Source organism: Rhizobium sp. BK313 (assembly GCF_014193655.1).
GTDB lineage: Bacteria > Pseudomonadota > Alphaproteobacteria > Rhizobiales > Rhizobiaceae > Rhizobium.
This window is the reverse complement of sequence record NZ_JACHZQ010000008.1, coordinates 137,650-159,539: the sequence shown is the minus strand read 5'-3', so window position 1 is coordinate 159,539 and position 21,890 is coordinate 137,650. Positions and strand designations below refer to the sequence as shown.

Here is a 21,890-nt window from a genome sequence, read left to right as displayed (position 1 = left end):
TAACTTGCAGATGAAGATTGGAATATAGCTATTGCTACGTTATCGTAACGCAGGAGAAAAATTATAAGCAGGCGGAATTAAATTGAACGAGAAGCATGGTCAGTCGATCGAAATCGAGGGTTCGCTTATCGCCCCCGATACCCAGATGGAGAGCTTCAAACAGGCGCGGCACAACCGCCGCAGCGAACTCGTGGAAGACTACGTCGAACTCATCGCCGACCTTCTCGCCGACGGCGGAGAGGCGCGGCAGGTGGATATTGCCCAGCGCCTCGGCGTCGCCCAGCCGACCGTCGCCAAGATGCTGAAGCGGCTGATTGCGGAGGGCTATATCCAGCAGCGCCCGTACCGGGGTGTTTTCCTCACAGGTGTCGGCAAGGAGTTGGCCCGCGTCAGTCGCGAGAGGCACCAGATCGTGGAAACGTTTCTCTGCTCTATCGGAGTCAGCGTCGAAACGGCGCGGATGGACGCGGAGGGCATAGAACATCACGTCAGCCCCGAGACCTTGGAGGCCCTGAAGAGGTTCACGCCGAAGCGGCATCTTTGAGGACCCCGTTGGATGATTGCCGTGGAATACCCCCAGGTCTCTCCTCCCGGTCCATGCCATTGGGCATCCAGGCTATGTTCGGTGATAAAGTGGTCGGCGGGCACATAGTCTAAATGAGGAAGCGGCACGCGAGCCCAATCCAAGAGATCTCGAACTCTTGACGCGTGTTCACAATCAGCTGCCCGAGAGTTTACGTGTTTTCCTACACCCACATAATTTTGGAACAGCATTTCGTAATGATCAGCTCAATCCAATCCATGAGATGAATGAGACGTGGCGGGGTGCGCTCTACGAGTTTCTTGACGCGCAAGTTCAGGTGGCTTTCAATGGATTACGCCAGAAGGCATCAGCTTTTGGAAGTCTAATCCTCGAACGCATTTTCCCAATCGATTCCAACCCGAAGATGGGATTGCCCAAGACCGACATCGATATTCGACAGGGTATTCAGCCGACAACGATGCGGGCGATCGACAAGATGAACACCATGGCAGTCGAACTCTCCAAGGCGATCGACGATTTTGATCGAATTGCACGTAATCGAATATCGGTCGCAATAAATGCCGCTCGTATTCCTCTGCCGTTGTCCCGCCTCCCTTCGTGGTGATCACGGTGACCGCAACGTTGAAGAACTTCGATACCAACCTGGTACGTGCAGCAGCCAGTCTCGGCGCGTCACCCGTTCGTGCCTTTCGAACTGTCACCCTGCCGCTGATCGCGCCGGGTGTCGTATCGGGCGCACTTTTCGCCTTTGTCTTTTCGTTGGACGAGGTCGTCGTCGCATTGTTCATCAGCGGACCGGTTCAGCGAACATTGCCTCGGCAGATATTCGATGGGTTGAGAGATAATATCGATCCTTCGATACTTGCCATGTCGACGCTGCTCGTCATCATCTCGGTCGTCCTCATGAGCGGTGGGGCTCTTGTACAAAAGCGGGCGGCGGCCAACAGAGCGCCGGTCTGATAATTGGAGAAAACTGCATGATCATCGTCACGGGTGCCACGCACGGAATTGGGCGAGCGTGCGTGAAGACGCTTGCGGCAGCAGGCAAGAAAGTGCTGGCGACCGGCAGGGATGCGACCGCCGGCGCCGAGCTCGCGGCCAGCAATGCGAACATCACCTTCGTCCCGGGAGACGTCAGCCTTGAGCGTGACTGCAGGCAAGTCGTCGAGCACGCCCTCGAGCTTAGCGATGGACGGCTGTCGGGTCTGGTCAACAATGCCGGAATGTCGAAACGCATTTCTTTTGCGTCCGCCAGCCAGGCCGACTGGGATGAGGTCCTGGCGGTTAACGCACGCAGCGCTTTTCTCTTCACGCGTCATGCCCTGGATGGCCTGCGCAAGGGCAGGGGCTCAGTCGTCAATATCGCAAGCGTTGCCGGAAAGACCGGTGAGGAAGGGCTTGCCGTCTATTGCGCGTCGAAGGCTGCGGTCATCGCAATGACCGAGGCTCTGGCACTCGAATTTGGCGAGGAAGTGCGGTTCAACGCGGTCTGCCCGGGACAGATCGCCACGCGCATGATGGAAAAGATCATCGCAGATCCCCTCAGGAAAAAGCAGCTCGAACTGCGTATCCCCGCCAATCGCTTCGGTACGCCCGAGGAAGTGGCGGATGTCGTCGCCTGGTTGTTGTCGGACCACTCCAGCTATGTCAACGGCACCGTCATCACCGTGGACGGAGGCGAGACCGCGGGCTTGCGAACGCCGCGGGTCGCAGATATTTCCGGCGGCTGACCCGTAACATCCGGGGAGCTAGGCTAGGTCCCGCTCCTCGAAATATCTGACGAGGCTCGTCGCGGCGCGCTTGATGTCGTTCTCGATACTCTTGCGCGCCTTCGCCTTGTTCCGGGAGCGCAGCGCATCAAGCAGATGGTCGTGTTCCTCGGCCCCGACATAATCATACGGGATCTCGCGGTAGTAGACATTCAGGATAGGGCCCATAGACACCCACATGCTCTCGATCTGCCCGATGAGCATCGGCATTTTTGACAGTCGGTAGACGCCGAAGTGGAATGACCGGTTTGCTGCCCGCGCCGACCCGAAATCGCCAGTCTTTTCGCTTGCCACGAAGGTGGCGTGCACATCGGCCAATTGATCGATCTGGGACTCCGTCACGTTTTCGGCCGCCAGTTCGGCGGCCAGTCCCTCGAGGGCCATCCTGATAAGCTTGATCTGGATATATCTCGAGAGGCTGAGGTCCGGAACGTTGACAAATCTGCCGGAGCGCAGCTCGAGCGCTTGTTCGCTCACAAGCCGAAGGCAGGCCTCACGGACCGGGGTGACGCTGGTTCCGAGCTGTTCGGCGAGGTCCTGCATCAGGAGCCGTTCCCCGGGAGCGAAGTTGCCCACGATCAGACCCTCGCGCACCTTATTGTAGATCCGGGCCGACAGACTGCCGATCTCGCCCGGCTGCATCTCCATGACGGTCATCAAATTCTCCTAGTATCTACCTGCAGCCATACCGAAAACCGGCGCGGCCGCCTACCACTTATATCCTGTATCGCGGAGGGATCCCTTTGCTGAATTCGCTGAGGTCACGCGACATGGCGTACCATTTCCATTCCCTGACAAGTCCGCGCGGCCATGAAATCGACGGGCCGTTGATGATCACGAAGGCCAAGGCTGCTACGTCGTTGACACAAGGCAACCGTTATCTCGAGGGCATGGGCGGGCTTTGGTGCGCGTCGCTGGGTTCGAGACCGAGCGGCTGGTCGATATTGCTGCTGCCCAGAGGAAGAAGCTTGCCACCTACCTACCACATCTTCAACCATCGCTCGAATGATCCTTGCGCTGACGTTTTCGAGCAGATCGCCGAGCTCTCGCCGATCCCCGGCAGCAAGGTGTTCCTTGTCAATTCAGGCTCCGAGGCGAATGACACGATGGTCAAGCTTGCCTGGTATTACAACGTCGCCCGAGGCAAGCCAGCGAAACGGAAGATCATCAGCCGCAAGGGGCCTTTCACGGCAGCACAGTCATGAGCGCGGCCCTTAGCGGGCTTCCTCACATTACTTGTCGCCGACACGGGGTCACGAACGCCGTTCGATCCGGCGCTCAAGGTTGGCGCACTCGTCGAGCGACGCTGCCGCGCCCATGGCATCATGATCCGCAACATGGGAGACGTTATCTCCATTTGCCCGCCCTTCGTCATGACGCCGGATGAGATCGATCAGCTCGCCGGCGGCATAGCCGCCGCCCTTGAAGACGCCCGCTCCGAGCTAGGCCGTAGACTCATAAGCACGCAGCCACAACCGCATTGAAGCGAGCTGGACCATGGCGAGGAAATTTGCGGCGAGCTTGTCGTAGCGAGTAGCGACGCGGCGGAAATGCTTCGGGTTAGAGAAGAACGGTTCGATGAGGTTGCGCTGTCGGTAAAGCCGACTGCTGAAGGAGGGCTTCGAACGCCGATTGCTCTTCGGCGAGATGTTGGGCGTAGCTCCCCGCTGCTGGATCAGCTCGCGGATGCGATCGATATCGTAAGCCTTATCCGCTAGCACAATGGTGCGCGGGCCGACATGATCGAGCAGCGCGTCGGCGATCTGCCCGTCGTGCGCCTGGCCTGCGGTCAGGCCGAGCCGTATAGGGAGCCCTCGCGCATCGACGACGACGTGGATCTTGGTCGTGAGCCCGCCTCGGGAGCGACCGAGACAATGATCTGTGTCCCCCTTTTTGCCGTCGCAGCCTGTTGGTGAGCGCGAACGGAGGTGCTGTCGATCATCTGGATGCCTCCGACGTGAGTGGCGGTGATGGCGTCCATCATCCGATCCCAGACGCCCGCCTTCCGCCATCGTACGAAGCGATTGTAGCAGGTGGTGCGAGGGCCATAGCGCTCTGGCAGGTCACGCCATGGCGCCCCCGACCGCAGTACCCAGAAGATGCCGTTCAGTACGCGCCGGTCATCGACGCGCGGCACACCTCGCGACTTGTTGGGCAGAAGCGGCTCGATCACGCGCCACTCGAGGTCGGTCAGATCATATCGGCTCATGCCGATGCTGAATCATATCCCGAAGTGATATGGAAGCCGACAAGCCGCAAACGCCCCAATAGCAAACATACCCTCTCAAAGCGAGTAAACGCCTGCCGAAGGATCGACATAGAATTGGGCATTGTTCTCGTGGCACCACTTTTCCAATTCTCGCTTCAGCTCCGGCCAAAGCGATCGCGTCCATTCCGGCGCACGACGTCTCCACTCTGCTTCGGTAGGAAGGTAAGCGGATAGCACACCCATTGGCAGTTCCAGTACAAAGGAACCGCCACTTCCCGAAACGACCAATTCTTCTTTCCAACGCGACTGAAAGTGGAAAAGCTGCTCTATCATGCGCTCAAGCCTGTGGTGAAATTACGCGCGGCACAACGATACTAACCACCAACCTCGGTCATTCCCAATCTATGAGTTCACGGCCTAGGGAAGTGACGGTCGACATGGACGATTTTTCCGGATTTGATCTCATTGCTCAGGCTGAGCTCGTCAGGGCGAAAGAGGCGACGGCCGAGGAACTCCTTGAGGCCGCAATCGCCCGCGCCGAAAAGGTGAACCCCCGGCTGAACGCGATCATCGCGCCGCTTCATGAGCAAGCAAGGGCTGAAGCGCGCTCGTCTGTTAAAGACAGCCGTCTAATAGCGAGATTTGCAAGCGCCTTTTTAGGTACGGGTGGCTGTTTGCCGGAGCATGGTCGTCTACGCGGTCGACATAGATCGCCGCATTATGGTGCTTCGCGGGTTTCGCACGCTCCGAGCAAACTCGCGGTGCAACGGTCTTAACGGAATGGGCAATTCTTGACCGAGGCGGTGGATAGCCTACCGCCCCGGTCAAAGTTCTCAGCGAAGGAAGTCGAGTGCCTGTTTGACGAATACGGCCGAGTACTGGAAAATACTGCCGTGGCCGGCATCCGGGAAAATGCTGAGCTGCGCATTGGGGAGCCGGCGCGCCAGCTCGAACGAATTGATGGTCGGCGCCATCACGTCGTCGTCGCCGTTGACAACGAGAACGGGGTGATGAATTTCGCTGAGCTTTGACGGGTCTGCCTGCCCCCAGGCATGAATAGCGGTCAGTTGCGCGCCAATGGTTGCGTTACTGATGGCTGCATCGCGATCACCCTTTCGTTCGTTCAGACGGGCAAGAAAGGCATTGGCTGCGGCTTGACCGTTGTCGGTCTGAGAAAAGAACAGAAAATGCTTGGGATGTTTCCCGGCTGCGCCGGCCTTGGCAAGAGCGTCCTGTAAAACGGCGCCCATATTTGAGATGCCTTCACCGCCCGCCGGACCCGAACCGGCGATGATTACCTTGCGAACGAGGTCCGGCTGCAGCTGCACGATGGCCTGAGCCACAAACCCGCCGAGCGAGAAGCCGAGCAGATCTACCTTGCTCAGTCCGAGGGCACGGATGAAGGCTACCGCATCGCGGGCCATCTCCTCGACTGAGCTGGGCGTCGCGCCGCCCGACCCGCCTACCCCACGATTGTCGAATACGATGACCTTATGCGCGGCGGCGACGCCATCGACGACTCTGGGATCCCAATCGTCGAGTACGGCCGTCAGGTGATGAAGGAAGATAACCGGCACGTGGCTCTCTTCGCCGATTTCTCGATAGACGAAGGACGTGCCATTCACATCGATCGTTTTTGTTGGTGCATTTTCAAAACTCATGACTTTGCTCCTTTTGGTGAACTGCGTGATCAGCGATCAGGCACTGGTGGAATGAAATAACGATCGTTATATAACGAGCGTGATTTTATGATGCAAGGCCACGACAGGCAAAATATTCGGAGATTGAAAGTGCGATATCCCCCAGACCAAAAGGCAAAGGCCAAGGAAGCAATCCTGCGCGCTGGAGCGCAGGCCCTCAGAGTGAATGGATTCAACGGGATCGGAGTCGATGGTCTCGCCGCCGCCGCTGGCGTGACGTCGGGTGCATTCTATTCGAATTTCCCGAACAAGGAGTCGCTCCTGGAGGGCGTCATTGAGGCTTTTCTAGGAAAGCCCTTCGTTGATTCTACCGGAAGCGTGGCTGAACGACGCGAGGTTCTCAAACAATGGCTCCATGAGTACATCAGCGCTTATCACCGCGAGAACCCTGCCGTCGGCTGCGTTATGCCAACTTTGAGCGCCGACGTCGCACGCGCCAGCCCAGCAGTTCAGCAGACTTACCAGCTTAAGATGACGGAACTGATCCGGAAGGTTTCGACGGTGCTCGGTGGCCCGGCGGCGAACCGTGAGAGCCGCGCGTGGAGCATCGTTGCCTTGATGGTTGGGGCAATTGAGATCGCACGCGCCATGCCCGATGGCGACGAGGCCAACCGTGCCATGGCGTATGCCCTTGAGGCCGCGATCTCGCTCATCGGCTAAAGCTTCCGATAAGCAGCGGTCAACTGCGATGATCGTTTTGGCGGAGGAGCTGTCCCGGGCATGCGTTCAGCTTCGCCTTTGCGGCCCCGATCATCCAGAGGACTGCCGTTACGTCCGGCGGCAGGCCGCCCGTCTCCTATTATCGAGTGAGTATTTGGCCGCCCTCAAAGGAAATCCGGACGATCGATCATGCAATCCGGCGGCCATGACATAGCGCGACATGGCTCTGATGAACTAATTTCTTCCTCGTGGCGCCGATGGCAGCGCCGAGCAATTCAGAGGAACTCCGAAAATGAAGCTGTTTATCGCCGCTCTCGCCGCCTCCGCCGCCTCATTTGGCGCAAATGCCATGGCTGCAGAAAATCCGCCAATCGTCCTCGTCCATTGCGCCTTCGAGAATGCCCAGGTCTCGGGTCACGTCACCGCGAAGCTGCAAAAGGACGGCTACAAGGTCGTGACCGTCGATCTGCCGGGCCGGCCCGGCAATCCGATGTCCCCCGACAAGGTAAGCCTCGACCTCTACCGCGACACCGTCGTCAAGGCCTTGGGCGTCAGCAAGCATCCTAATCAGGGTGAATGAAATTACAGATGTAGCCAAGCGCCTGGATGCTTGAAATCCGGCTGTAGCGCTCTTCCAGCAGAAAGCCGTTGGTACAGCATGCGAACGGTCTTCTCCACTTTGCGGCACGAATGGAACGATTGCCATGAATACATCGATCAGCAGTGACTCGAACGGCTATTTTACAGCGGACAGGTCCGCGGATGTCGTGAACGCTCGGATGGGCAAGGCGATCAATCCGCGACTGGCTGCTTTGATGCGTAGCGTCGTCGAACACCTGCACACCTTTGCTTGGGACGTGGGGCTGACGCAAGAGGAGTGGGAAGTTGCGATTAAATTCCTCACTGAGGTCGGACAAATGAGTTCACCCGAGCGGCAGGAATTCATTCTTCTCTCCGACACCCTCGGACTGTCGATGTTGGTGGATTCGATTAACAATCGCCGACCAATTGGGGCCACCGAGACCACTGTTTTTGGACCATTCCATGTGGAAGGCGCCCCTATACTCGATATGGGCGCGAACATCTGCCTGGATGGCAAGGGGGAGCGATGTCTTTTCGAAGGCCGAGTTCTAGACATGGACGGCAGCCCGGTTGCCGGTGCTTATCTTGATGTATGGTCCGACAATGCTGATGGATACTATGACGTCCAACAGCCGGGCATCCAGCCAAAGTGGAACAACCGGGGCGTATTCGTTACGGGCGCGGACGGCAAATATAGTTTTTGTGGCATTAGGCCCATTCCCTACCCAATTCCACAGGATGGGCCGGTCGGCCAAATGCTGACGGCCCTCGGGCGCAATCCCTACCGCCCTGCACATATGCATTTCATGATCAAAGCACCCGGCTTTCAGAAGCTGATAACCCACACATTTTTTAGCGGCGACCCTTATCTGGAGTCTGACACAGTCTTCGGCGTTAAGAAGTCGCTGGTCGCGGCTATCGAGCCGGCCGACGGACAAGGTACATGGCGCTCAACGTTTGACTTCGTTTTAGCCCCGCTTGTCTGAACGCGCTGAAATCTCTTTCGGTGGAAAGTCAGGTCCCAAAATTCTCGTCGGGCTTTCTCCCTATCAAGGATATTCGAATGGCTAATTTTGTGCTTGTACATGGCGGATGGCGCGGTGGTTGGGTCTGGGATAGATGTGTTTCCTTGCTCCGTGCAGAAGGTCATCGCGTCTATGCTCCAACCTTGACAGGTCTCGGCGATCGTAGCCACCTAATCAGCTCGTCAATTAATCTTTCCACGCACATTCAAGACGTTTTAAATTTGATAAAGTTCGAGCAGCTGAACGACGTTGTGCTCTGCGGGCATTCTTACGCAGGCATGATAATCACCGCTGTTGCGGACACGATACCCGATAAAATTGCTTCCCTCGTCTATCTCGATGCTTGGCTACCTAAAAATGGCGATAGCATCGCAAGCCTTGCTGGACCGGGGATAGGCGAACTCGTAAAGAGTGCTGGCGAACATGGGGGCCTCGCGGTATCTCCCATTCCGCTCGAAGTTTTCAATCTCAATCAATCGGACAGGGCAATGGTAAGCGCACTCTGCACGCCCCATCCGATTGCAACGTTCTTTGAACCCGTGACGCTGAGCGACAAATATCAATCGATTCCGAAAAAGCACTACATTTTGGCGACCGGATGGAGCCCGAATCCTTTCGAGGGTTTCATGATATCTGTTCGCGAGAGCGGTTCGTGGATCGCAAGAACGCTTCCAACAGGACATGATGCCATGCTTGACGACCCCGTCTCGGTCGCACGCCTGCTGGTCCTTGCCTCCTAATGGCACTCCCGACCGTCCCCTTTTAAGATTTGAATTTAGAGGGCGCGCCTTAGCAATTCCAAGGCGGTGGGAAATCAACTCCTGCCGGCCAACTGGAAGATAACCAATAGGAAACTGATAGATGCGCGTGCTTGTTGTAGGAGCGGGTATAGCAGGTCTAGCCATGGCTAGAGCACTGCAACTGAGGGGAATAGCTTTCGATATCATCGAAACACGTCCTGAACTTCCGCAGGGCGGTGCTGGCATATTCCTTCTTGGGAATGCGACTCGTGCCCTCAGGGAGCTTGGTTTGCTTGATCGGATCACGCCGTTTGCGAGGCGAATCCACGAACAAAAGATCTTCTCCCAGAGCGGTCGACTTTTGAACGAGGTGTCGACACAAGAGGTCTGGGGAGAAGTGGGACCGTGCCTGGCGCTAAGTCGGAAAGAACTCGTCAAAGCACTTTTTGAATCGCTCGAAAGCAATACTGTCGGCTTTGATCGGCGTCTGGACGCCCTGGAATTCACCGACTCCCATGCGGTTGCCCGGTTTTCGGACGGGAGAACCCTTGTATATGATCTGGTTGTCGCTGCTGATGGTACAGAATCGGCACTGCGTGGCTTCGTCACAAAAAGCCCTCCGACACCACTCGACATCATGTGCTGGCGGCTGGTGACTGAAAACTCGAAGAACATCAACGCCTGGACCGCGGTCCTTGGTCGTCGTCGAACTCTTCTGGCCATCCCAATAGAGAACTCGAGGTTGTATATATATGGCGACTGCTCCAGGGCTATATTTACTGACGGCACAGTTCCGGCAATGAAAGCGATGTTTGCAGATTTTAAAGGACCAGTGAGTGCGACCCTCAAAGACTTGCCTGACACTACGTCCGTCCAAAGTCTCGCACTGAAGGAAGTTCCGGCGACCTGGTCAACGCTGCCCAATCTCGTCATCATAGGCGACGCCGCCCATGCAAGTTCACCCAGTATGGCACAAGGAGCCGGAATGGCTCTCGAGGATGCGGTCGTACTCGCAGATACAATAGCATCGCAGCCATACTCCCGACAGATCGCAAACAGATTTCGAGAGCTGCGTGTTCCAAGAATAGATTGGGTTCAGAAAAATGCGAGGAGCCGTGACAGCTTGCGCAATGCATCGTCCCTGGTGCGCAACATCGTCATTCGCACCATGGGAACCAGGCTTTATAAGAAGGCCTATACGCCCCTTACCCGTCCACTTATAGGGCCGACTGATTTAGCCTGACGCACGCGATTTCGTCTCGCAGCCGCTTGGTGTCTGTCGTTGCCCGTTTAATGACAACTGTAGTCATTCTGATCGAACATCAAATCGTCTCAAAGCCTTGCGGGTGCATTTGATGCATTCAATGTTGCAAAGGACAATCGAGATGAGTGAGCAATTATGGGATGGAGGCAGCGCAGGCCGAACCGTCTTTCCGGTGCGTGAAATCGCACCGGGTCAACCATCCTCGACAATCGTCCGCGTGGCAGAACCGACCAAGATGATTTTGATGACGAGACGACGACACACCCAGATATCCAAGGGGCTGCCAGGTGACGCGTATGACGGGCTGGAACCACTGGACTTGCTTGCCGGTTGGCAGGGAAGGCGACCGCGACTGTTAGCCCGCCTGAGGGCGTGGATCTGCCGGGCGCTTGTGAGCCGGCATCGGCTCAGATGAAATGAGCCGGGTGCCGATACCAGCTGCCCGAGCCACTTCTGCTACACGAGCGAGAGCCTCAAGCCGCACTCGCCAAGCGGCTGACTGATCCTGGGCGCCCGCTCTCCATACGTTGGCGCGTGCCATCGCTGCACCGCCTTTGACAAATTTCACGGCAATTGCTGTGCTCTCGCCTCGCTTGGCGCGTAGCCGAAATGCGCCTTGAAGGCGCGGCTGAAGGCTGCATCCGAAGCGTAGCCGCTTCGATACGCTGCTTCCGTCACTTTCAATCCGCCGCTGCGGAGCAAATCCGCGGCTATGGTAAGGCGCCACCGCGAAAGATAGCGTAGCGGTGGCTCCCCAACCGCAGACGTGAACCGCTCTGCGAAAATCGACCGGGACATTCTTGCGACCTCGGCAAGCGATTGCACAGTCCAGCGCCGGAAGGGATCAGCGTGCATGGCGCTCAGGACCCGGCCGATGCGCTCTTCGCCCAGTCCTCCAAGCCAGCCCATGCGGTTCGCCTCGCTCGCTGCCCAGCTGCGCAGCGTTCGGATGACCAGCAGGTCGATGAGGCGGGAGATCATCAGCGACGAGCCTGGATTCGGTTGCTGGGCTTCTGCGACCAGGAAGTGAGATATCGCAGCCAGCCATGGGGGCGCACCAGCGTCGCCTCGAGGAATATGGATCAAGGGCGGAAGCGCCGACATCACCGCCGGAAGCGGGCTCCCCTCGAAGCTGAAAAAGCCTCCGACCAATCTCGTAACAGGTCCATCTCCGCCGTGCCGCAACACGAGTTCTTCGCGATCGAAATGACTGGCGGCAACGATGCCGATGTTTTCCACCGGGGAACCCAAGGCGTCGGCAATGACGTGGCCTTTTCCCAACGGCAACAAGACAAGATCGCCCTCAATGACCCGCGTCGGCCTCTCGCCGGCTGGCGTCACCCAGGCCTCTCCTTTCTCGATGAAATGGAAGTGAGCGGGTCCGGGTTGAAACTGAAGCCCCCAAGGCTCTCCGAGAAACGCAGTATAGACCAGCTCTCCTCGCAGACGGATCAGCGTCAGCACCTCCGACAGCACGTCGTTGCGTGCTGCCGACATTCCAAAGTCCTGTGTCATTTCGGATGATCCATCATGAATTCCGGAGGCCGCGGCATATCCCCAAACCCTCCGCCAGATTAGTTTTTGCCCATCGGCCCACGACAAATTACCAAAAAGTCGCAAAGGAACAATGAAATGACCGCTGAAAATCAAACTTCCTTCTCTTCCACGAACAAATCCGGCGTGGCTGCAGAAAAGCCGCCCGTAATCCTTGTTCACGGCGCATTCGCGAGCGGTTTTGTTTGGGGTCATGTTGCAGCCAAGCTGCAGGGCGCTGGCCACGAGGTTGTGACGATCGACCTGCCCGGTCGTCCGGCAAACCCGATGACGCCCGACAAGGTCAGCCTCGACCTATATCGCGATATGGTGGTCACAGCGCTCGACAACATAAAGCGTCCGGCGATCGTTGTCGGCCACAGCTTTGCTGGCATTGTCATCGCTGCGGCCGCCGAGAAGTCGCCGGATAAGATCAAAACACTTGTGTTCGTCGCCGCTTACCTGCCGCATGACGGCGACTCGCTCCTGTCGTTGGCCCAGCAGGATCACGACGCCAAGATCGGCCCGCATTTGCAGATCGACAAGGAGAAGGGGATCGCAGTTGTCGAATATACGGCGCGCGCCGAGCTCTTTGCCAACGATGGTCCGGAACCTCTGAAGGCGAAGCTTCCCTCCCTTATTCTTGATGAGCCGGTGACGCCCCTGGTCACCCCCGTAAACGTTACGGACGCCCGGTTTGGCCGTGTTGACAGGGTTTATGTCCACACCACTATGGATCAGGTCATCAGCCCCGCCTTCCAGGCCAAGATGGTCGACCGCACGCCGGTGCGGAAGTCAGTAACGCTCGCTACGGGACACCTCCCGTTCCTGACCGACGCGGAAGGCCTTGCGCAGGCTATTGGGAGCGCGACCGAATAAGGCAGAGGCACAACGCGGCTCTACGCGCGGGGGCGGATGACATTCGCCCCCAAACTTCTTTGCAGCAATATACGCCGCACGCCTTACCACCAACGTCCGTCCTTAAGGAATAATCCTATGGGTACGGGCGGCGAATGCCTGGGCGTCCAACACATCGGCCGTGTTGGGGGATTATATATTATATTTCGAGCGGTAAATTTGTGGTGAAGTTCCTTTTTTCCTCACCATTCGAATAGACCAATTGACTTATAAGATATAAGAACCGGTCCGGTAGGCTGGGTAGCGGGGATTTTTGATTGCAGGTCATGGGGCTTTATCCTAGCGAAACGAGCAAGGCATCCGGCGCAACCCACGACAAAAACCGTGAGCCGCTTATCGAGATCAGCTTCGGTTACGGGCGGATATGCCGGAGGTGGCCGGAACTTCGAAAGCAAACCTGGTCGGTTGCCAGCCTCGCGTGGGTGTTAAATTTCAGCTCGTCTCGCAGCTTCAATCGATCATGGCACCGCCGCGTCAATGATTTGCTTGGCGATCTGCTTAGCCTGCCGCGCGGCGTCATCGATGCCACGAACCTGAGCCGTGACGATCGCGCCTTCTTTCAGGAGAGCAAGTTGCTCGGCAAGCTTTTGTGGTTCATGCGCTCCCGCAGCCGTTGCCAGACCGGCGAGGTAGTCGACGATCAACTGCTTATGCTCCGCCGAAGCGATATGTGCGGGGTGATCGCTGCTGTCGAACTCACCTGCGGCTTTGATAAAGGCGCATCCGTGAAACCCGAGCGCAGCAAACGCTCGTCCATGAAACCAGTCATCCAACGCGTCGAACATCGCGAGCATTTTCGCTTTCGGGTTCTCTCCCGCTTGTTCCATGGCAGCGGTGAGCCAGTTCCGAAACACTTCGTCGCGCTTCTTGAGTGCCGCCAGAATGAGCTGGTCCTTTGAGCGGAAATGTTTGTAGAGCGTCATCTTCGCAACGCCGGCCTCATCGAGGATTTTGTCAATTCCGGTTGCGTGGAACCCGTGGGTGTAAAAAAGTCGCAAGGCGACATTCACAAGGTGTTCGCTTCGCGGCTCAACCATCATGCTCTCTCAAGGATTGGACTGGCTTGTTCACGTAATATCCGAGGCAAAATCAATCAGTGGAACTGAAAGGACAAAAACCGAAAAAATCATTTTACAGATACAGATCTGTCTGTATACCTATCGCCGATGCAAGGCAACCACGTCGAACGCAACGACAAAGCTGTTACGATGGAGACATGCGGGCATGGTTTGGATGACGGTCTCGCGAAAGCGGCACTCGACAAACCCGCGAAACGATCCGCCAAAAAAATTGGTTAGTGACCGAGCGGAAACCAAGACAACGAAGTCCTAGGCCGAATACCCCCGAGCAGCACCAGCCGATAGGAGTTACCCCTGCCAGTCCTTCTTCCGTCATTCACCCTCAAAACCACTCACCGGAGTGTCCGCCTTGCAGAAGACGGTTGCAATGCTGCGGGAGAGATCAGGCGGCGGTTCGCTTCCACCAATGAGCTTCCGTTCCAGGAATCCAAGCGTAGATTTCTTTGGCCCTTGAGCCACCCGGACGGTCATCCGGATATCTCCAGCTCGGGTTTGTAGGCCTTGGAGGGCGTGCGGTTTGGTTGCCTCAATCAAAGATCTTTGTTCGAAAAACCTTTCACCGGGTTATCAGGCCTAATCCCATGGCTATAGAGAGCGCTTACTGCTTTGGTCCCTACAGGCTGTTTCCGGCGCAACGGCTGCTGTTCAAGGACAAGGAAAAGATCGAGGTCGGAAGCCGCGCTTTCGATGTGCTTCTTGCTCTTACCGAAGTGGCCGGTGAACTCGTCGGTCAACGCGAACTCCTGGAGCGCGCTTGGTCGAATGTCGTCGCTGAAGGGAGTCTCAGGGTCACTATCGCAGCGCTGAGGAAGATCCTGGGAGAAGGAAAAGACGGCGCGCGATATATTCAAAACGTCACTGGCCGGGGTTATTGCTTCGTGGCGGAGGTAACGCGCGAAGAAAATATGCTCCCTGCGTTCGGCTCGCCTGGTCAATCCGCGCGGATTCAAAACACCGCGAGGCTGCTGCCGTCGCGGCTGACGCGAATGGTGGGTCGCGACGCCGAACTGGAGAAGGTCTCCCTTCTATTGTTGTCGCGACGTTTCGTCAGCATCGTTGGGACCGGCGGTATGGGGAAAACCACGGTTGCCGTTTCCACCGCCCATGCCATGCGTGACGTTTTTGACGATGCGGTCTATTTTGTCGACTTGAGCGCCATTAGCGACCGCTCTCTGGTGTCGAGCACGGTTGCTGCGGCCCTGGGCGTTGTCGCCCCCACTCAGGATCCAATCCCGAACATTCTCGCGTTCTGCCGTGATCGCAGGATCATGCTGATACTCGACAATTGCGAGCACGTCATCGAGGCCGTCGCCGGCCTTTCGGAGCGTCTTTATGGCGAAGCTGGTGACGTATATATCCTGACCACGAGCCGGGAAGCGTTGCGTGTTGAGGGGGAGCATGTCCATATTCTCGCTCCGCTCGAATGCCCGCTCGTTGTCGAAAATCTTACAGCGCTCGAGGCTCTTAAATGCTCCTCGGTCCAGCTCTTCATGGACCGGGCGTATGCTGCCGGATACAGGGTTGAATTGACCGATGATGACGCACCGCTGGTCGCTGGCATCTGTCGCAGGCTGGACGGCATCGCGTTCGCCATTGAACTGGCGGCCAGCCGGGTTGCGGCTTACGGGCTGCAGTCGGCCTATGACCTTCTTAGCAACCGCTTCAGACTACTTTGGCAAGGACGCCGAAGCGCCCCGCCGCGGCAGCAAACCCTCGCCGCTATGGTGGACTGGAGCTACAATCTCCTGTCTGGGAAAGAAAGACTGGTTCTCGTTCGACTATCGGTTTTCGTCGGTGCGTTCACTCTGGAGGCCGCCGAGAAGGTGCTCGTCGATGACGATGTAAGCTCGATGGAAGTTGCCGAGGCTATAACCAGTCTTGTCGATAAGTCTCTCATTTTGATTGTCATCAGCGACGGCATCCCACACTACAGATTGCTCGACGTTACCCTTGCTTACGCAGCCGAAAAGCTCGGACAGGCCGCCGACGCAAGCGCGGTTTCCCAAAGACACGCCGAATTCTTTGCATCTTGGCTACCGCGAGACATCGAGGCTGATTTTACAGCCTTCGGACCGCAAGTCGGCAACATCCGCGCAGCGCTGGAATGGTGCTTTGGTGAAACCGGAGACAAGACGATCGGCCTTGCATTGGCCGCGTCATCGGCACCAATCTTTTTTGCGCTTTCCCTTTTCCAGGAATGCAGCCGAATATGTGAGCTCGGCTTGAGCGCCTTTGCCACGGAAACCGGCAACGAACGGGCACATCTGGCACTCCAGTCCACCCGCGCGGCTTGCCTGATGTTTACCCGGGGCAACAGTGACGAGATCAGGCAACTTCTCGAAGTGTCTTTCGAACAGGCTGTCGCTCTTGGCGAGACGTCCTACCAGTTCCATCTGCTCTCAGGTCTGAGTATCGCTCTGACAAGGTCGGGCGAGTTTTCGACAGCGGTGGAGGTCGCTCGCAAAGGCCTGCCCATCGCTCAGGTGATCGGGTCACCAAAAGCGATCGCTGTCGCCGAGTGGATGCTTGGCGTTGCCCTGCACCTGTCGGGCGACCAGGCTGCGGCCCTTGCCCATTGCGAAGCGGGTTTCAACGAAATTTCAGCGCGTGGACCAGAAAGAATCGTCTATTTTGGTTACGATCATCGCCTTCGTGCGCTTGTCGCCCTTGCCCGTAGTCAATGGCTGGCGGGATTTCCTGATCGCGCCGCGGTTACGGCACGGCTTGCAATAGACGGCGCTGCGGATGGGGTCCATCCTGTAAACATGTGCATTTCGATGATTTATTCTGCCACCGTGTTTCTGTGGCGCTCGGATTTTGCCGAAGCAGAGAGCCTCATCCAGAAACTGCAAACCTATGCGGCGAGGCATTTTCTTGCGCCCTATCAGGCGGTCGGCTTGGCGCTGACAGGCGCGTTGGCCGTTGCCCGCGGAGACGTGGAATGCGGCATACCCACGCTCAGAACTGCTTTAGGAACCCTCGGAACGCAACACTATTACACGCTGACAACGCTGTTCCAAAAAGCATTGGCCGAGGGACTGATGATCTCCGGCGACCTTCGAAGCGCCAGAGATGTCGTCGATGAAGCCATTCAGCGATGCGAAGCCCTTGGCGAGGAACTCGGGATAGCTGAACTTCTGCGCGTACGTGGCAAGATAAACTGCCACGTGGACCGATGGGTGGCCGAGAAGGATTATATGCTCTCCATCGAGCATGCGAGACGCCAGTCCGCTTTAAGCCTGGAGTTGCAAGCCACCAATGAACTTGCTCGTCTCTGGTCGGAGCGTCAGAACACCCTGGAAGCGATCAATTTGTTGGACGCGATCGTAAAACGCTTCACCGAAGGGTTCGACACGCCTGACCTGATGATTGCCGAAAACTTGATTTCACACCTCAAAAGCCAGAGCGTTTCGATCGGCGAGGCTCGGAATAACGCCAATTAACGTCACATAACGTGCCACATTGAGAAAACTGCGGCAAAATTTCTTACCGATATAGAGGATAGAATTTTGGCCGAAAACACATTTTCTCCTGGCGATCCTCCAGCGATTGACAGTGAAGATCGATTTGTAGCCGACCTGCCACCGGTTATCGCGAAATTCGTCCGTGCGACGAATTCGGGAGATCTTCAGCTACTGCTTGAAACATTCGTTGATGACGCTTTGGTCAATGATCAACTGCACGACTATTGGGGACTTCAGGAAATATCGACCTGGGCTTTGCGAGACGTCGTCGCGGAAGGTTTGAGACTGAAGATCGTGGGTGTTATCCATCACTATGGGCACTCGATCGTCACGGCGCATGTGGATGGAATTTTCGACAAGCGCGGCCTTCCCGATCCTCTGGTGCTCGCGTTCTATTTCTCGTCTCAAGCGGAAAAGATCGTTCAGCTCATAATTTTGCGTAACCACGCCGGAATCTAATCGGCGCAATGCAACTGCCGACCGCCATCTTGAATATCTGCTGCGGTTGAGAAAACGAAGGAGTCAGACATGATCGTGATCGGCGCCGAAGACGTGGCAAACAGGCTGGGACGCGAAAAGTGCATCGCGCTCATGCGAGAGGCTATGATCGGACTGTCGACTGGAACGTCCAGACAGCCTCTTCGAAGCGTCATCGATCTCGGCAACGGCAACCTATTCGGCGTTATGCCTGGTGTAGTGGATGGCGCAGGATTCGGTGCCAAGCTCGTCAGCGTCTTCCCGTCCGCCGCAGCACACGGCCGATCGCATCAAGGTGCAATCCTGCTTTTCGATCGAAGCTCCGGGGCGCCTGTCTGTTTGGTCGACGCGGGTGCGGTCACCGCCATAAGAACCGCCTGCGCTTCTGCTGCGGCAACCGACAAATTGGCTCGCGCAGACGCCAAACGTCTTGCGATACTCGGCACAGGGGAACAGGCATGGCAGCATGCTCTCGCGATCCCCTATGTGCGCCAAATCGAACACATTGCGATATGGGGCCGATCGACGGAAAAGGCGCGACATCTGTGTGAGCGTCTTCAAGAGGAACTGGCCATATCCGTGGAGGTTGCACCAAGTCCAAGGGCTGCGGTAGACACTGCGGACATAATCTGCACGACAACATCGGCCCGGGATCCGATCCTCTTCTCGACAGACGTCCAGGATGGGGCGCATATCAATGTTGTCGGATCCAGCTACGCAGGGCCGGCCGAGATCGACGAAACGCTGGTGAAGCGGGCACGGTTCTTCCCCGACCATCGAGAAGGCGTCCTTGCGCAAGGCGCCGAATTCCTGAGGGCGAAGGCGGCAGGGCTCGTCTCCGAAACCGACGTTCTTGCGGAAATAGGGACAGTGTTTGCCGGCGCGGCCGAGGGCAGGGTGGGCAAGGCGGATGTGACAATCTACAAATCGCTCGGATCCATAGTCCAGGATCTCGCATGTGCCGCCTTTCTTCATCGCACATATGCGGATGCCGTCTGAGACCTGCGAATGGCAGCAAAAAAATGCGGTCAAGGTCGCTCGTCAAAGGACATGCAAGGCGCTTTCCTTGCGCCACCGGCCCGGCGTTTCATTCACGAAGTGTTTGAAAACCGTCGAGAAATGAGCCTGATTTTGGAACCCGACCGCGAGTGCGACTTCGATCAGGCTTATCGAAGGATCAAGAAGCATTCGCTTTGCAGCTTCGACACGTTGAAGCAGTATATATTCGCGTGGCGTGCACCCTGTAGACAGGCGAAATTGGGCTGTGAACTGACTTCTCGACAGCCCCGCCGCCCCCGCCATGTCGTCGATGAGGATTGTTCTGCCAAGGTTCGAGGCAACGAAGTCGAACACCTGCCGCAAACGCCACTTGGCGAGCGGCGCAACTCGTTTGTTCGGTCTTACGATCTGCGTGCTTCGCAGGGCGATCGCCTCAGCGAGCGTTTCCTCAGAGCTCTCATCGATTGCCTCCGGCAGCGTCAATATCGCGCGTGCGAGCTGGTATACGAGACTGTCGCGGGGAAGCATTTCTCCGCCAGCCTCTGACGCGGCTGCAAACAGCTTACGCCTGACGTCAGATCTCCTTATGTGAAGCTGAAGAAAATCCGCCGGACCTGACACGTCAGCCATGACGTTCCGATTTGGCATGCATATGCAAGTCATGCCGGCCGTCATGACGCCGTCGTAAAATACGCCGTGGTCGTCGATGCTCAGGCGCAAGGTGGCTGCTTCAAGCGCCACCAGGAGTATCATTTCGTCATGACGCGCCGACACGGCATGGTGCTGCCCGTCGCTGCACGTTGACAAACACCGCCGCACAAAACTCCGAGGTTCAGTTCCATCCCGCAATTCGTCAACGTCGAGTCCCGGACCGCGGGCGATTGGCGATGGCTTGAAACCTTGTGACGAGGGTTCCGCGGAAAGCAAAGTGATCATGTCAGTCATCCGTTGGCCGCGTGTGATCGCAGGCACCTTTGCCAGCACCTGCGGCAGTTCGCAGCGAGCTTATCAAGCAGCGTGCAACGACGGGCATGATCCGGCGTGAAGGTTTATTATTTCGAATTATCTGAAAATCGCAGTGTTAGGCGCCGTTATTTCGAGTTCTCGTTTGCAACAAGAACGCCCAAATCGTCCGATTTCGAAAAAACGGGTCGATTTTCGAAATCTTGAATTGCTTCTTTTCTCCATCTTCAGCTGGTCGCCAGTGAGCGACGACAGCATCGATTGGGACCGACAAGTGGACAGGATCGAACGGGCAAAGGCTGCGCCGTCAACTGAAAGCCCTCCAACTCCCTCGCCCGCATCATCGATGACGCCCAAACCTTATAAGGATCAAGAGATGAAAGTGTTTATTGCTGCCCTGGCAGCTGCCGCATTCGGCCTATCAGTTAACGCTGCGGCCGCAGAAAAGCCGCCGATCGTCCTGGTTTACGGCGCTTTCGAAAACGATCAAGTCTGGGGCCATGTGACCTCGAAGCTGGAAGCCGATGGATACAAGGTCGCGACCGTCAACCTGCCTGGTCGCCCGGGAAATCCGCTGTCGCCCGACAAGGTGAGCCTCGACCACTGACGGATCCTGACGGTCTGGCAAAGGCCATTGAACAGTCGGCGCAATAGAGAACCTCATGGCGGGTCGGCTGGTCGGTCGATCCGCCCGGGGAAAGCGCCGGACCACACGCAATCTCACTGGCCGCAGGCCAACTAAGGTTTGAACAGGATGGAAATTGTGAAGAAGACCATTGGCTCTGCCGTCATTCTGATTGCTGTCTTGGGCGCCTCCTTGTCAGGGGCTTCTGCCGCGGAAAAAGCAGCCGAAAGCACGCGCGATGTCAGAACTATCGAGCTCCGGTTCAAGAGGCTGCTTGATCTCGCGAACAAACACGACATCAACGGCATCCACGCTATGTTCTGGCAGTCTCCCTTCGCACTCCTGGTGGCGAAAAGTGCGGTCCCGTCCGAAGGCGAATGGGCCGGATTTTGGGGCAACGACGCGATCGATCAGAAACTGCACGATATCGCCGATTCCGGTCCTGTCGTCCTTAAACCAGACCTCTCCAGGCTGAAGGTCGTGACATTGAGTTCCAACATTGCGCAATCCTACGATCCGCTGGAAATTACCGTCTCCTACGCCGGACAAGACGGAACGCCAAAGCCATTTCTGATGATCATGACGTGGAAGAAAATTTCAGGTGACTGGAAGGTCGCTTCTGAAATCATCCTTCCGGTGCCTGCGAAAGCGCCCAAAGCCTAGACCGAACAAATCTGGCTTCCCGTGGTGACGCCCAACCTCGACGCGGTGAAGAAGACCATGAGGGAACGGCGGGACCGACGATGTCGGATTGACGAAGCCGTGCTCCTTATCCTTGCAACCCATAGAAGGACCATCTCGATGGTAATCAAAACGATCGACATCCAGACGATCAGTATCGATCATATTACGATCCGCTCAAGCAAAGACTTTGGCACCGTCAAATCAAAGCTCGAGAGCACGATCTTGCGGATCGATGACGGGATATTTACCCTGCTTCGCTATCGCGAAACCTCGCGTGCCCTTCGCGAACTGGAGGCCCTCCCGGCGCTTTCCATTTTCAGCTTCAGGGATCATGGCGTTCTGCTTCAGGTCGCCGGTCTTGAGCGTCGGGCGATACAATACGACATCGGCAATCCTCTCACTGCGTCGAAGATGACGCGACACCGGATTTCCGCAGGTCTCTACGCGCCAGTTCGGGTGCTGTTGCGCGAGGACAGTGATGGGGTCGCGTTTGAATACGATCGACCGATGACCACCTTTGGCCAGTTTGCCGACCCAGATCTTATTGCAACTGCTCAACAGCTCGACGTCGATTTGCAAGCCGCTTTGGAAACCGCCGCGCAGTAGCTGGGCACCTCGCCTGGTGCCGACGGCCGCTCATCGAGCGCAAAGCCTC

24 protein-coding genes and 1 pseudogene are annotated in these 21,890 nt (G+C 57.0%); 18 read left to right on the top strand and 7 right to left on the bottom strand.

Annotated elements, in window-relative coordinates:
* Positions 1-82 precede the first annotated feature (82 nt).
* The 4 genes and pseudogenes from mntR to FHT86_RS31170 all read left to right on the top strand — a co-directional run bounded on the left by mntR (position 83) and on the right by FHT86_RS31170 (position 2,274).
* Entirely contained in the window at positions 83-544 is a 462-nt protein-coding gene (gene mntR / locus FHT86_RS31185) for a manganese-binding transcriptional regulator MntR (protein WP_133710862.1), read from the top strand.
* 157 nt (positions 545-701) lie between these two features.
* A complete protein-coding gene (locus tag FHT86_RS31180) occupies positions 702-1,148 on the top strand; it encodes a hypothetical protein (RefSeq protein WP_133710863.1) in 447 nt (148 codons plus the stop codon).
* Positions 1,121-1,504: pseudogene (locus FHT86_RS31175) on the top strand (ABC transporter permease); the annotation flags it as partial. The gene FHT86_RS31180 and the pseudogene FHT86_RS31175, both read left to right, overlap by 28 nt.
* Positions 1,505-1,521: 17 nt before the next feature.
* Complete coding sequence (locus FHT86_RS31170) at positions 1,522-2,274, top strand: SDR family NAD(P)-dependent oxidoreductase (protein WP_133710864.1); 753 nt, start codon at positions 1,522-1,524, stop codon at positions 2,272-2,274.
* 18 nt (positions 2,275-2,292) lie between these two features.
* On the opposite strand, the gene FHT86_RS31165 is transcribed toward FHT86_RS31170, so the two are convergent.
* Entirely contained in the window at positions 2,293-2,970 is a 678-nt protein-coding gene (locus FHT86_RS31165; RefSeq protein ID WP_133710865.1) for a GntR family transcriptional regulator, read from the bottom strand.
* Between the two features lie 113 nt (positions 2,971-3,083).
* Here FHT86_RS31165 and FHT86_RS31160 point away from each other — a divergent pair, with 113 nt between their 5' ends.
* Positions 3,084-3,518: an aminotransferase class III-fold pyridoxal phosphate-dependent enzyme gene (locus FHT86_RS31160; protein ID WP_133710866.1), complete on the top strand. Its 435-nt coding sequence runs from the start codon at positions 3,084-3,086 to the stop codon at positions 3,516-3,518.
* Positions 3,519-3,755: 237 nt separating this feature from the next.
* On the opposite strand, the gene FHT86_RS31155 is transcribed toward FHT86_RS31160, so the two are convergent.
* A protein-coding gene (locus tag FHT86_RS31155; protein ID WP_133710867.1) for an IS5 family transposase occupies positions 3,756-4,522 on the bottom strand; the annotation gives its coding sequence in 2 pieces (ribosomal slippage) (positions 3,756-4,210 and positions 4,210-4,522; 768 coding nt in all).
* Positions 4,523-4,597: 75 nt separating this feature from the next.
* Positions 4,598-4,855 (bottom strand): hypothetical protein, encoded by a 258-nt coding sequence (locus FHT86_RS31150; protein WP_133710868.1) that lies wholly within the window; start codon positions 4,853-4,855, stop codon positions 4,598-4,600.
* A gap of 104 nt (positions 4,856-4,959) precedes the next feature.
* Here FHT86_RS31150 and FHT86_RS31145 point away from each other — a divergent pair, with 104 nt between their 5' ends.
* The gene (locus tag FHT86_RS31145) at positions 4,960-5,298 is read left to right on the top strand and encodes a hypothetical protein (protein ID WP_183868982.1); all 339 of its coding nucleotides are present in this window, start codon (positions 4,960-4,962) and stop codon (positions 5,296-5,298) included.
* 57 nt (positions 5,299-5,355) lie between these two features.
* Here FHT86_RS31145 and FHT86_RS31140 read toward each other — a convergent pair whose 3' ends face one another.
* Positions 5,356-6,183 (bottom strand): alpha/beta fold hydrolase, encoded by an 828-nt coding sequence (locus FHT86_RS31140; RefSeq protein ID WP_133710869.1) that lies wholly within the window; start codon positions 6,181-6,183, stop codon positions 5,356-5,358.
* An 87-nt stretch (positions 6,184-6,270) separates the two neighbouring features.
* On the opposite strand from FHT86_RS31140, the gene FHT86_RS31135 reads away from it, so the two are divergent.
* From FHT86_RS31135 to FHT86_RS31115, 5 genes are all read left to right on the top strand, one after another.
* Positions 6,271-6,882 carry a TetR/AcrR family transcriptional regulator gene (locus FHT86_RS31135; RefSeq protein ID WP_133710870.1) on the top strand — a complete coding sequence of 204 codons (612 nt, stop codon included), beginning with the start codon at positions 6,271-6,273 and terminating at the stop codon, positions 6,880-6,882.
* 292 nt (positions 6,883-7,174) lie between these two features.
* Entirely contained in the window at positions 7,175-7,462 is a 288-nt protein-coding gene (locus FHT86_RS31130) for an alpha/beta fold hydrolase (protein ID WP_208116695.1), read from the top strand.
* A gap of 124 nt (positions 7,463-7,586) precedes the next feature.
* Positions 7,587-8,450 carry a dioxygenase gene (locus FHT86_RS31125; RefSeq protein WP_133710871.1) on the top strand — a complete coding sequence of 288 codons (864 nt, stop codon included), beginning with the start codon at positions 7,587-7,589 and terminating at the stop codon, positions 8,448-8,450.
* A gap of 77 nt (positions 8,451-8,527) precedes the next feature.
* Positions 8,528-9,229 (top strand): alpha/beta hydrolase, encoded by a 702-nt coding sequence (locus FHT86_RS31120; RefSeq protein ID WP_133710872.1) that lies wholly within the window; start codon positions 8,528-8,530, stop codon positions 9,227-9,229.
* 121 nt (positions 9,230-9,350) lie between these two features.
* Positions 9,351-10,472 carry an FAD-dependent monooxygenase gene (locus tag FHT86_RS31115; protein WP_133710873.1) on the top strand — a complete coding sequence of 374 codons (1,122 nt, stop codon included), beginning with the start codon at positions 9,351-9,353 and terminating at the stop codon, positions 10,470-10,472.
* Positions 10,473-11,057: 585 nt separating this feature from the next.
* Here the strand turns inward: FHT86_RS31115 and FHT86_RS31110 are convergent.
* Positions 11,058-11,990: an AraC family transcriptional regulator gene (locus FHT86_RS31110; protein ID WP_133711011.1), complete on the bottom strand. Its 933-nt coding sequence runs from the start codon at positions 11,988-11,990 to the stop codon at positions 11,058-11,060.
* A gap of 135 nt (positions 11,991-12,125) precedes the next feature.
* Here FHT86_RS31110 and FHT86_RS31105 point away from each other — a divergent pair, with 135 nt between their 5' ends.
* Positions 12,126-12,905: an alpha/beta fold hydrolase gene (locus tag FHT86_RS31105; RefSeq protein ID WP_133710874.1), complete on the top strand. Its 780-nt coding sequence runs from the start codon at positions 12,126-12,128 to the stop codon at positions 12,903-12,905.
* 497 nt (positions 12,906-13,402) lie between these two features.
* On the opposite strand, the gene FHT86_RS31100 is transcribed toward FHT86_RS31105, so the two are convergent.
* The gene (locus FHT86_RS31100; protein ID WP_208116697.1) at positions 13,403-13,984 is read right to left on the bottom strand and encodes a TetR/AcrR family transcriptional regulator; all 582 of its coding nucleotides are present in this window, start codon (positions 13,982-13,984) and stop codon (positions 13,403-13,405) included.
* 620 nt (positions 13,985-14,604) lie between these two features.
* Here FHT86_RS31100 and FHT86_RS31095 point away from each other — a divergent pair.
* The 3 genes from FHT86_RS31095 to FHT86_RS31085 all read left to right on the top strand — a co-directional run bounded on the left by FHT86_RS31095 (position 14,605) and on the right by FHT86_RS31085 (position 18,963).
* The gene (locus FHT86_RS31095; RefSeq protein WP_133710875.1) at positions 14,605-17,466 is read left to right on the top strand and encodes an ATP-binding protein; all 2,862 of its coding nucleotides are present in this window, start codon (positions 14,605-14,607) and stop codon (positions 17,464-17,466) included.
* 66 nt (positions 17,467-17,532) lie between these two features.
* The gene (locus FHT86_RS31090) at positions 17,533-17,946 is read left to right on the top strand and encodes a hypothetical protein (protein WP_133710876.1); all 414 of its coding nucleotides are present in this window, start codon (positions 17,533-17,535) and stop codon (positions 17,944-17,946) included.
* A gap of 69 nt (positions 17,947-18,015) precedes the next feature.
* Positions 18,016-18,963 carry an ornithine cyclodeaminase family protein gene (locus FHT86_RS31085; protein WP_133710877.1) on the top strand — a complete coding sequence of 316 codons (948 nt, stop codon included), beginning with the start codon at positions 18,016-18,018 and terminating at the stop codon, positions 18,961-18,963.
* A 42-nt stretch (positions 18,964-19,005) separates the two neighbouring features.
* On the opposite strand, the gene FHT86_RS31080 is transcribed toward FHT86_RS31085, so the two are convergent.
* Complete coding sequence (locus FHT86_RS31080) at positions 19,006-19,899, bottom strand: helix-turn-helix domain-containing protein (RefSeq protein ID WP_166656977.1); 894 nt, start codon at positions 19,897-19,899, stop codon at positions 19,006-19,008.
* 172 nt (positions 19,900-20,071) lie between these two features.
* Between FHT86_RS31080 and FHT86_RS31075 the strand changes: the two genes are divergently transcribed.
* From FHT86_RS31075 to FHT86_RS31065, 3 genes are all read left to right on the top strand, one after another.
* A complete protein-coding gene (locus FHT86_RS31075; RefSeq protein WP_133710879.1) occupies positions 20,072-20,533 on the top strand; it encodes a triacylglycerol lipase in 462 nt (153 codons plus the stop codon).
* Between the two features lie 156 nt (positions 20,534-20,689).
* Positions 20,690-21,214, top strand: a complete 525-nt coding sequence (locus tag FHT86_RS31070; protein ID WP_133710880.1) for a hypothetical protein — start codon at positions 20,690-20,692, stop codon at positions 21,212-21,214.
* Positions 21,215-21,238: 24 nt separating this feature from the next.
* Positions 21,239-21,841: a DUF302 domain-containing protein gene (locus FHT86_RS31065; protein WP_312862584.1), complete on the top strand. Its 603-nt coding sequence runs from the start codon at positions 21,239-21,241 to the stop codon at positions 21,839-21,841.
* Positions 21,842-21,890: the final 49 nt, after the last annotated feature.

Excerpts from the sequence above, each read along its gene's own strand:
- FHT86_RS31120 (WP_133710872.1), top strand. The coding sequence starts at position 8,528 with ATGGCTAATTTTGTGCTTGTACATGGCGGATGGCGCGGTGGTTGGGTC.
- FHT86_RS31160 (WP_133710866.1), top strand. The coding sequence starts at position 3,084 with ATGGCGTACCATTTCCATTCCCTGACAAGTCCGCGCGGCCATGAAATC.
- FHT86_RS31080 (WP_166656977.1), bottom strand. The coding sequence starts at position 19,899 with ATGATCACTTTGCTTTCCGCGGAACCCTCGTCACAAGGTTTCAAGCCA.
- FHT86_RS31140 (WP_133710869.1), bottom strand. The coding sequence starts at position 6,183 with ATGAGTTTTGAAAATGCACCAACAAAAACGATCGATGTGAATGGCACG.
- FHT86_RS31105 (WP_133710874.1), top strand. The coding sequence starts at position 12,126 with ATGACCGCTGAAAATCAAACTTCCTTCTCTTCCACGAACAAATCCGGC.
- FHT86_RS31095 (WP_133710875.1), top strand. The coding sequence starts at position 14,605 with ATGGCTATAGAGAGCGCTTACTGCTTTGGTCCCTACAGGCTGTTTCCG.
- FHT86_RS31130 (WP_208116695.1), top strand. The coding sequence starts at position 7,175 with ATGAAGCTGTTTATCGCCGCTCTCGCCGCCTCCGCCGCCTCATTTGGC.
- FHT86_RS31150 (WP_133710868.1), bottom strand. The coding sequence starts at position 4,855 with ATGATAGAGCAGCTTTTCCACTTTCAGTCGCGTTGGAAAGAAGAATTG.
- FHT86_RS31115 (WP_133710873.1), top strand. The coding sequence starts at position 9,351 with ATGCGCGTGCTTGTTGTAGGAGCGGGTATAGCAGGTCTAGCCATGGCT.
- FHT86_RS31085 (WP_133710877.1), top strand. The coding sequence starts at position 18,016 with ATGATCGTGATCGGCGCCGAAGACGTGGCAAACAGGCTGGGACGCGAA.
- FHT86_RS31135 (WP_133710870.1), top strand. The coding sequence starts at position 6,271 with ATGATGCAAGGCCACGACAGGCAAAATATTCGGAGATTGAAAGTGCGA.
- FHT86_RS31110 (WP_133711011.1), bottom strand. The coding sequence starts at position 11,990 with ATGTCGGCAGCACGCAACGACGTGCTGTCGGAGGTGCTGACGCTGATC.
- FHT86_RS31165 (WP_133710865.1), bottom strand. The coding sequence starts at position 2,970 with ATGACCGTCATGGAGATGCAGCCGGGCGAGATCGGCAGTCTGTCGGCC.
- FHT86_RS31100 (WP_208116697.1), bottom strand. The coding sequence starts at position 13,984 with ATGATGGTTGAGCCGCGAAGCGAACACCTTGTGAATGTCGCCTTGCGA.
- FHT86_RS31145 (WP_183868982.1), top strand. The coding sequence starts at position 4,960 with ATGGACGATTTTTCCGGATTTGATCTCATTGCTCAGGCTGAGCTCGTC.
- FHT86_RS31125 (WP_133710871.1), top strand. The coding sequence starts at position 7,587 with ATGAATACATCGATCAGCAGTGACTCGAACGGCTATTTTACAGCGGAC.
- FHT86_RS31170 (WP_133710864.1), top strand. The coding sequence starts at position 1,522 with ATGATCATCGTCACGGGTGCCACGCACGGAATTGGGCGAGCGTGCGTG.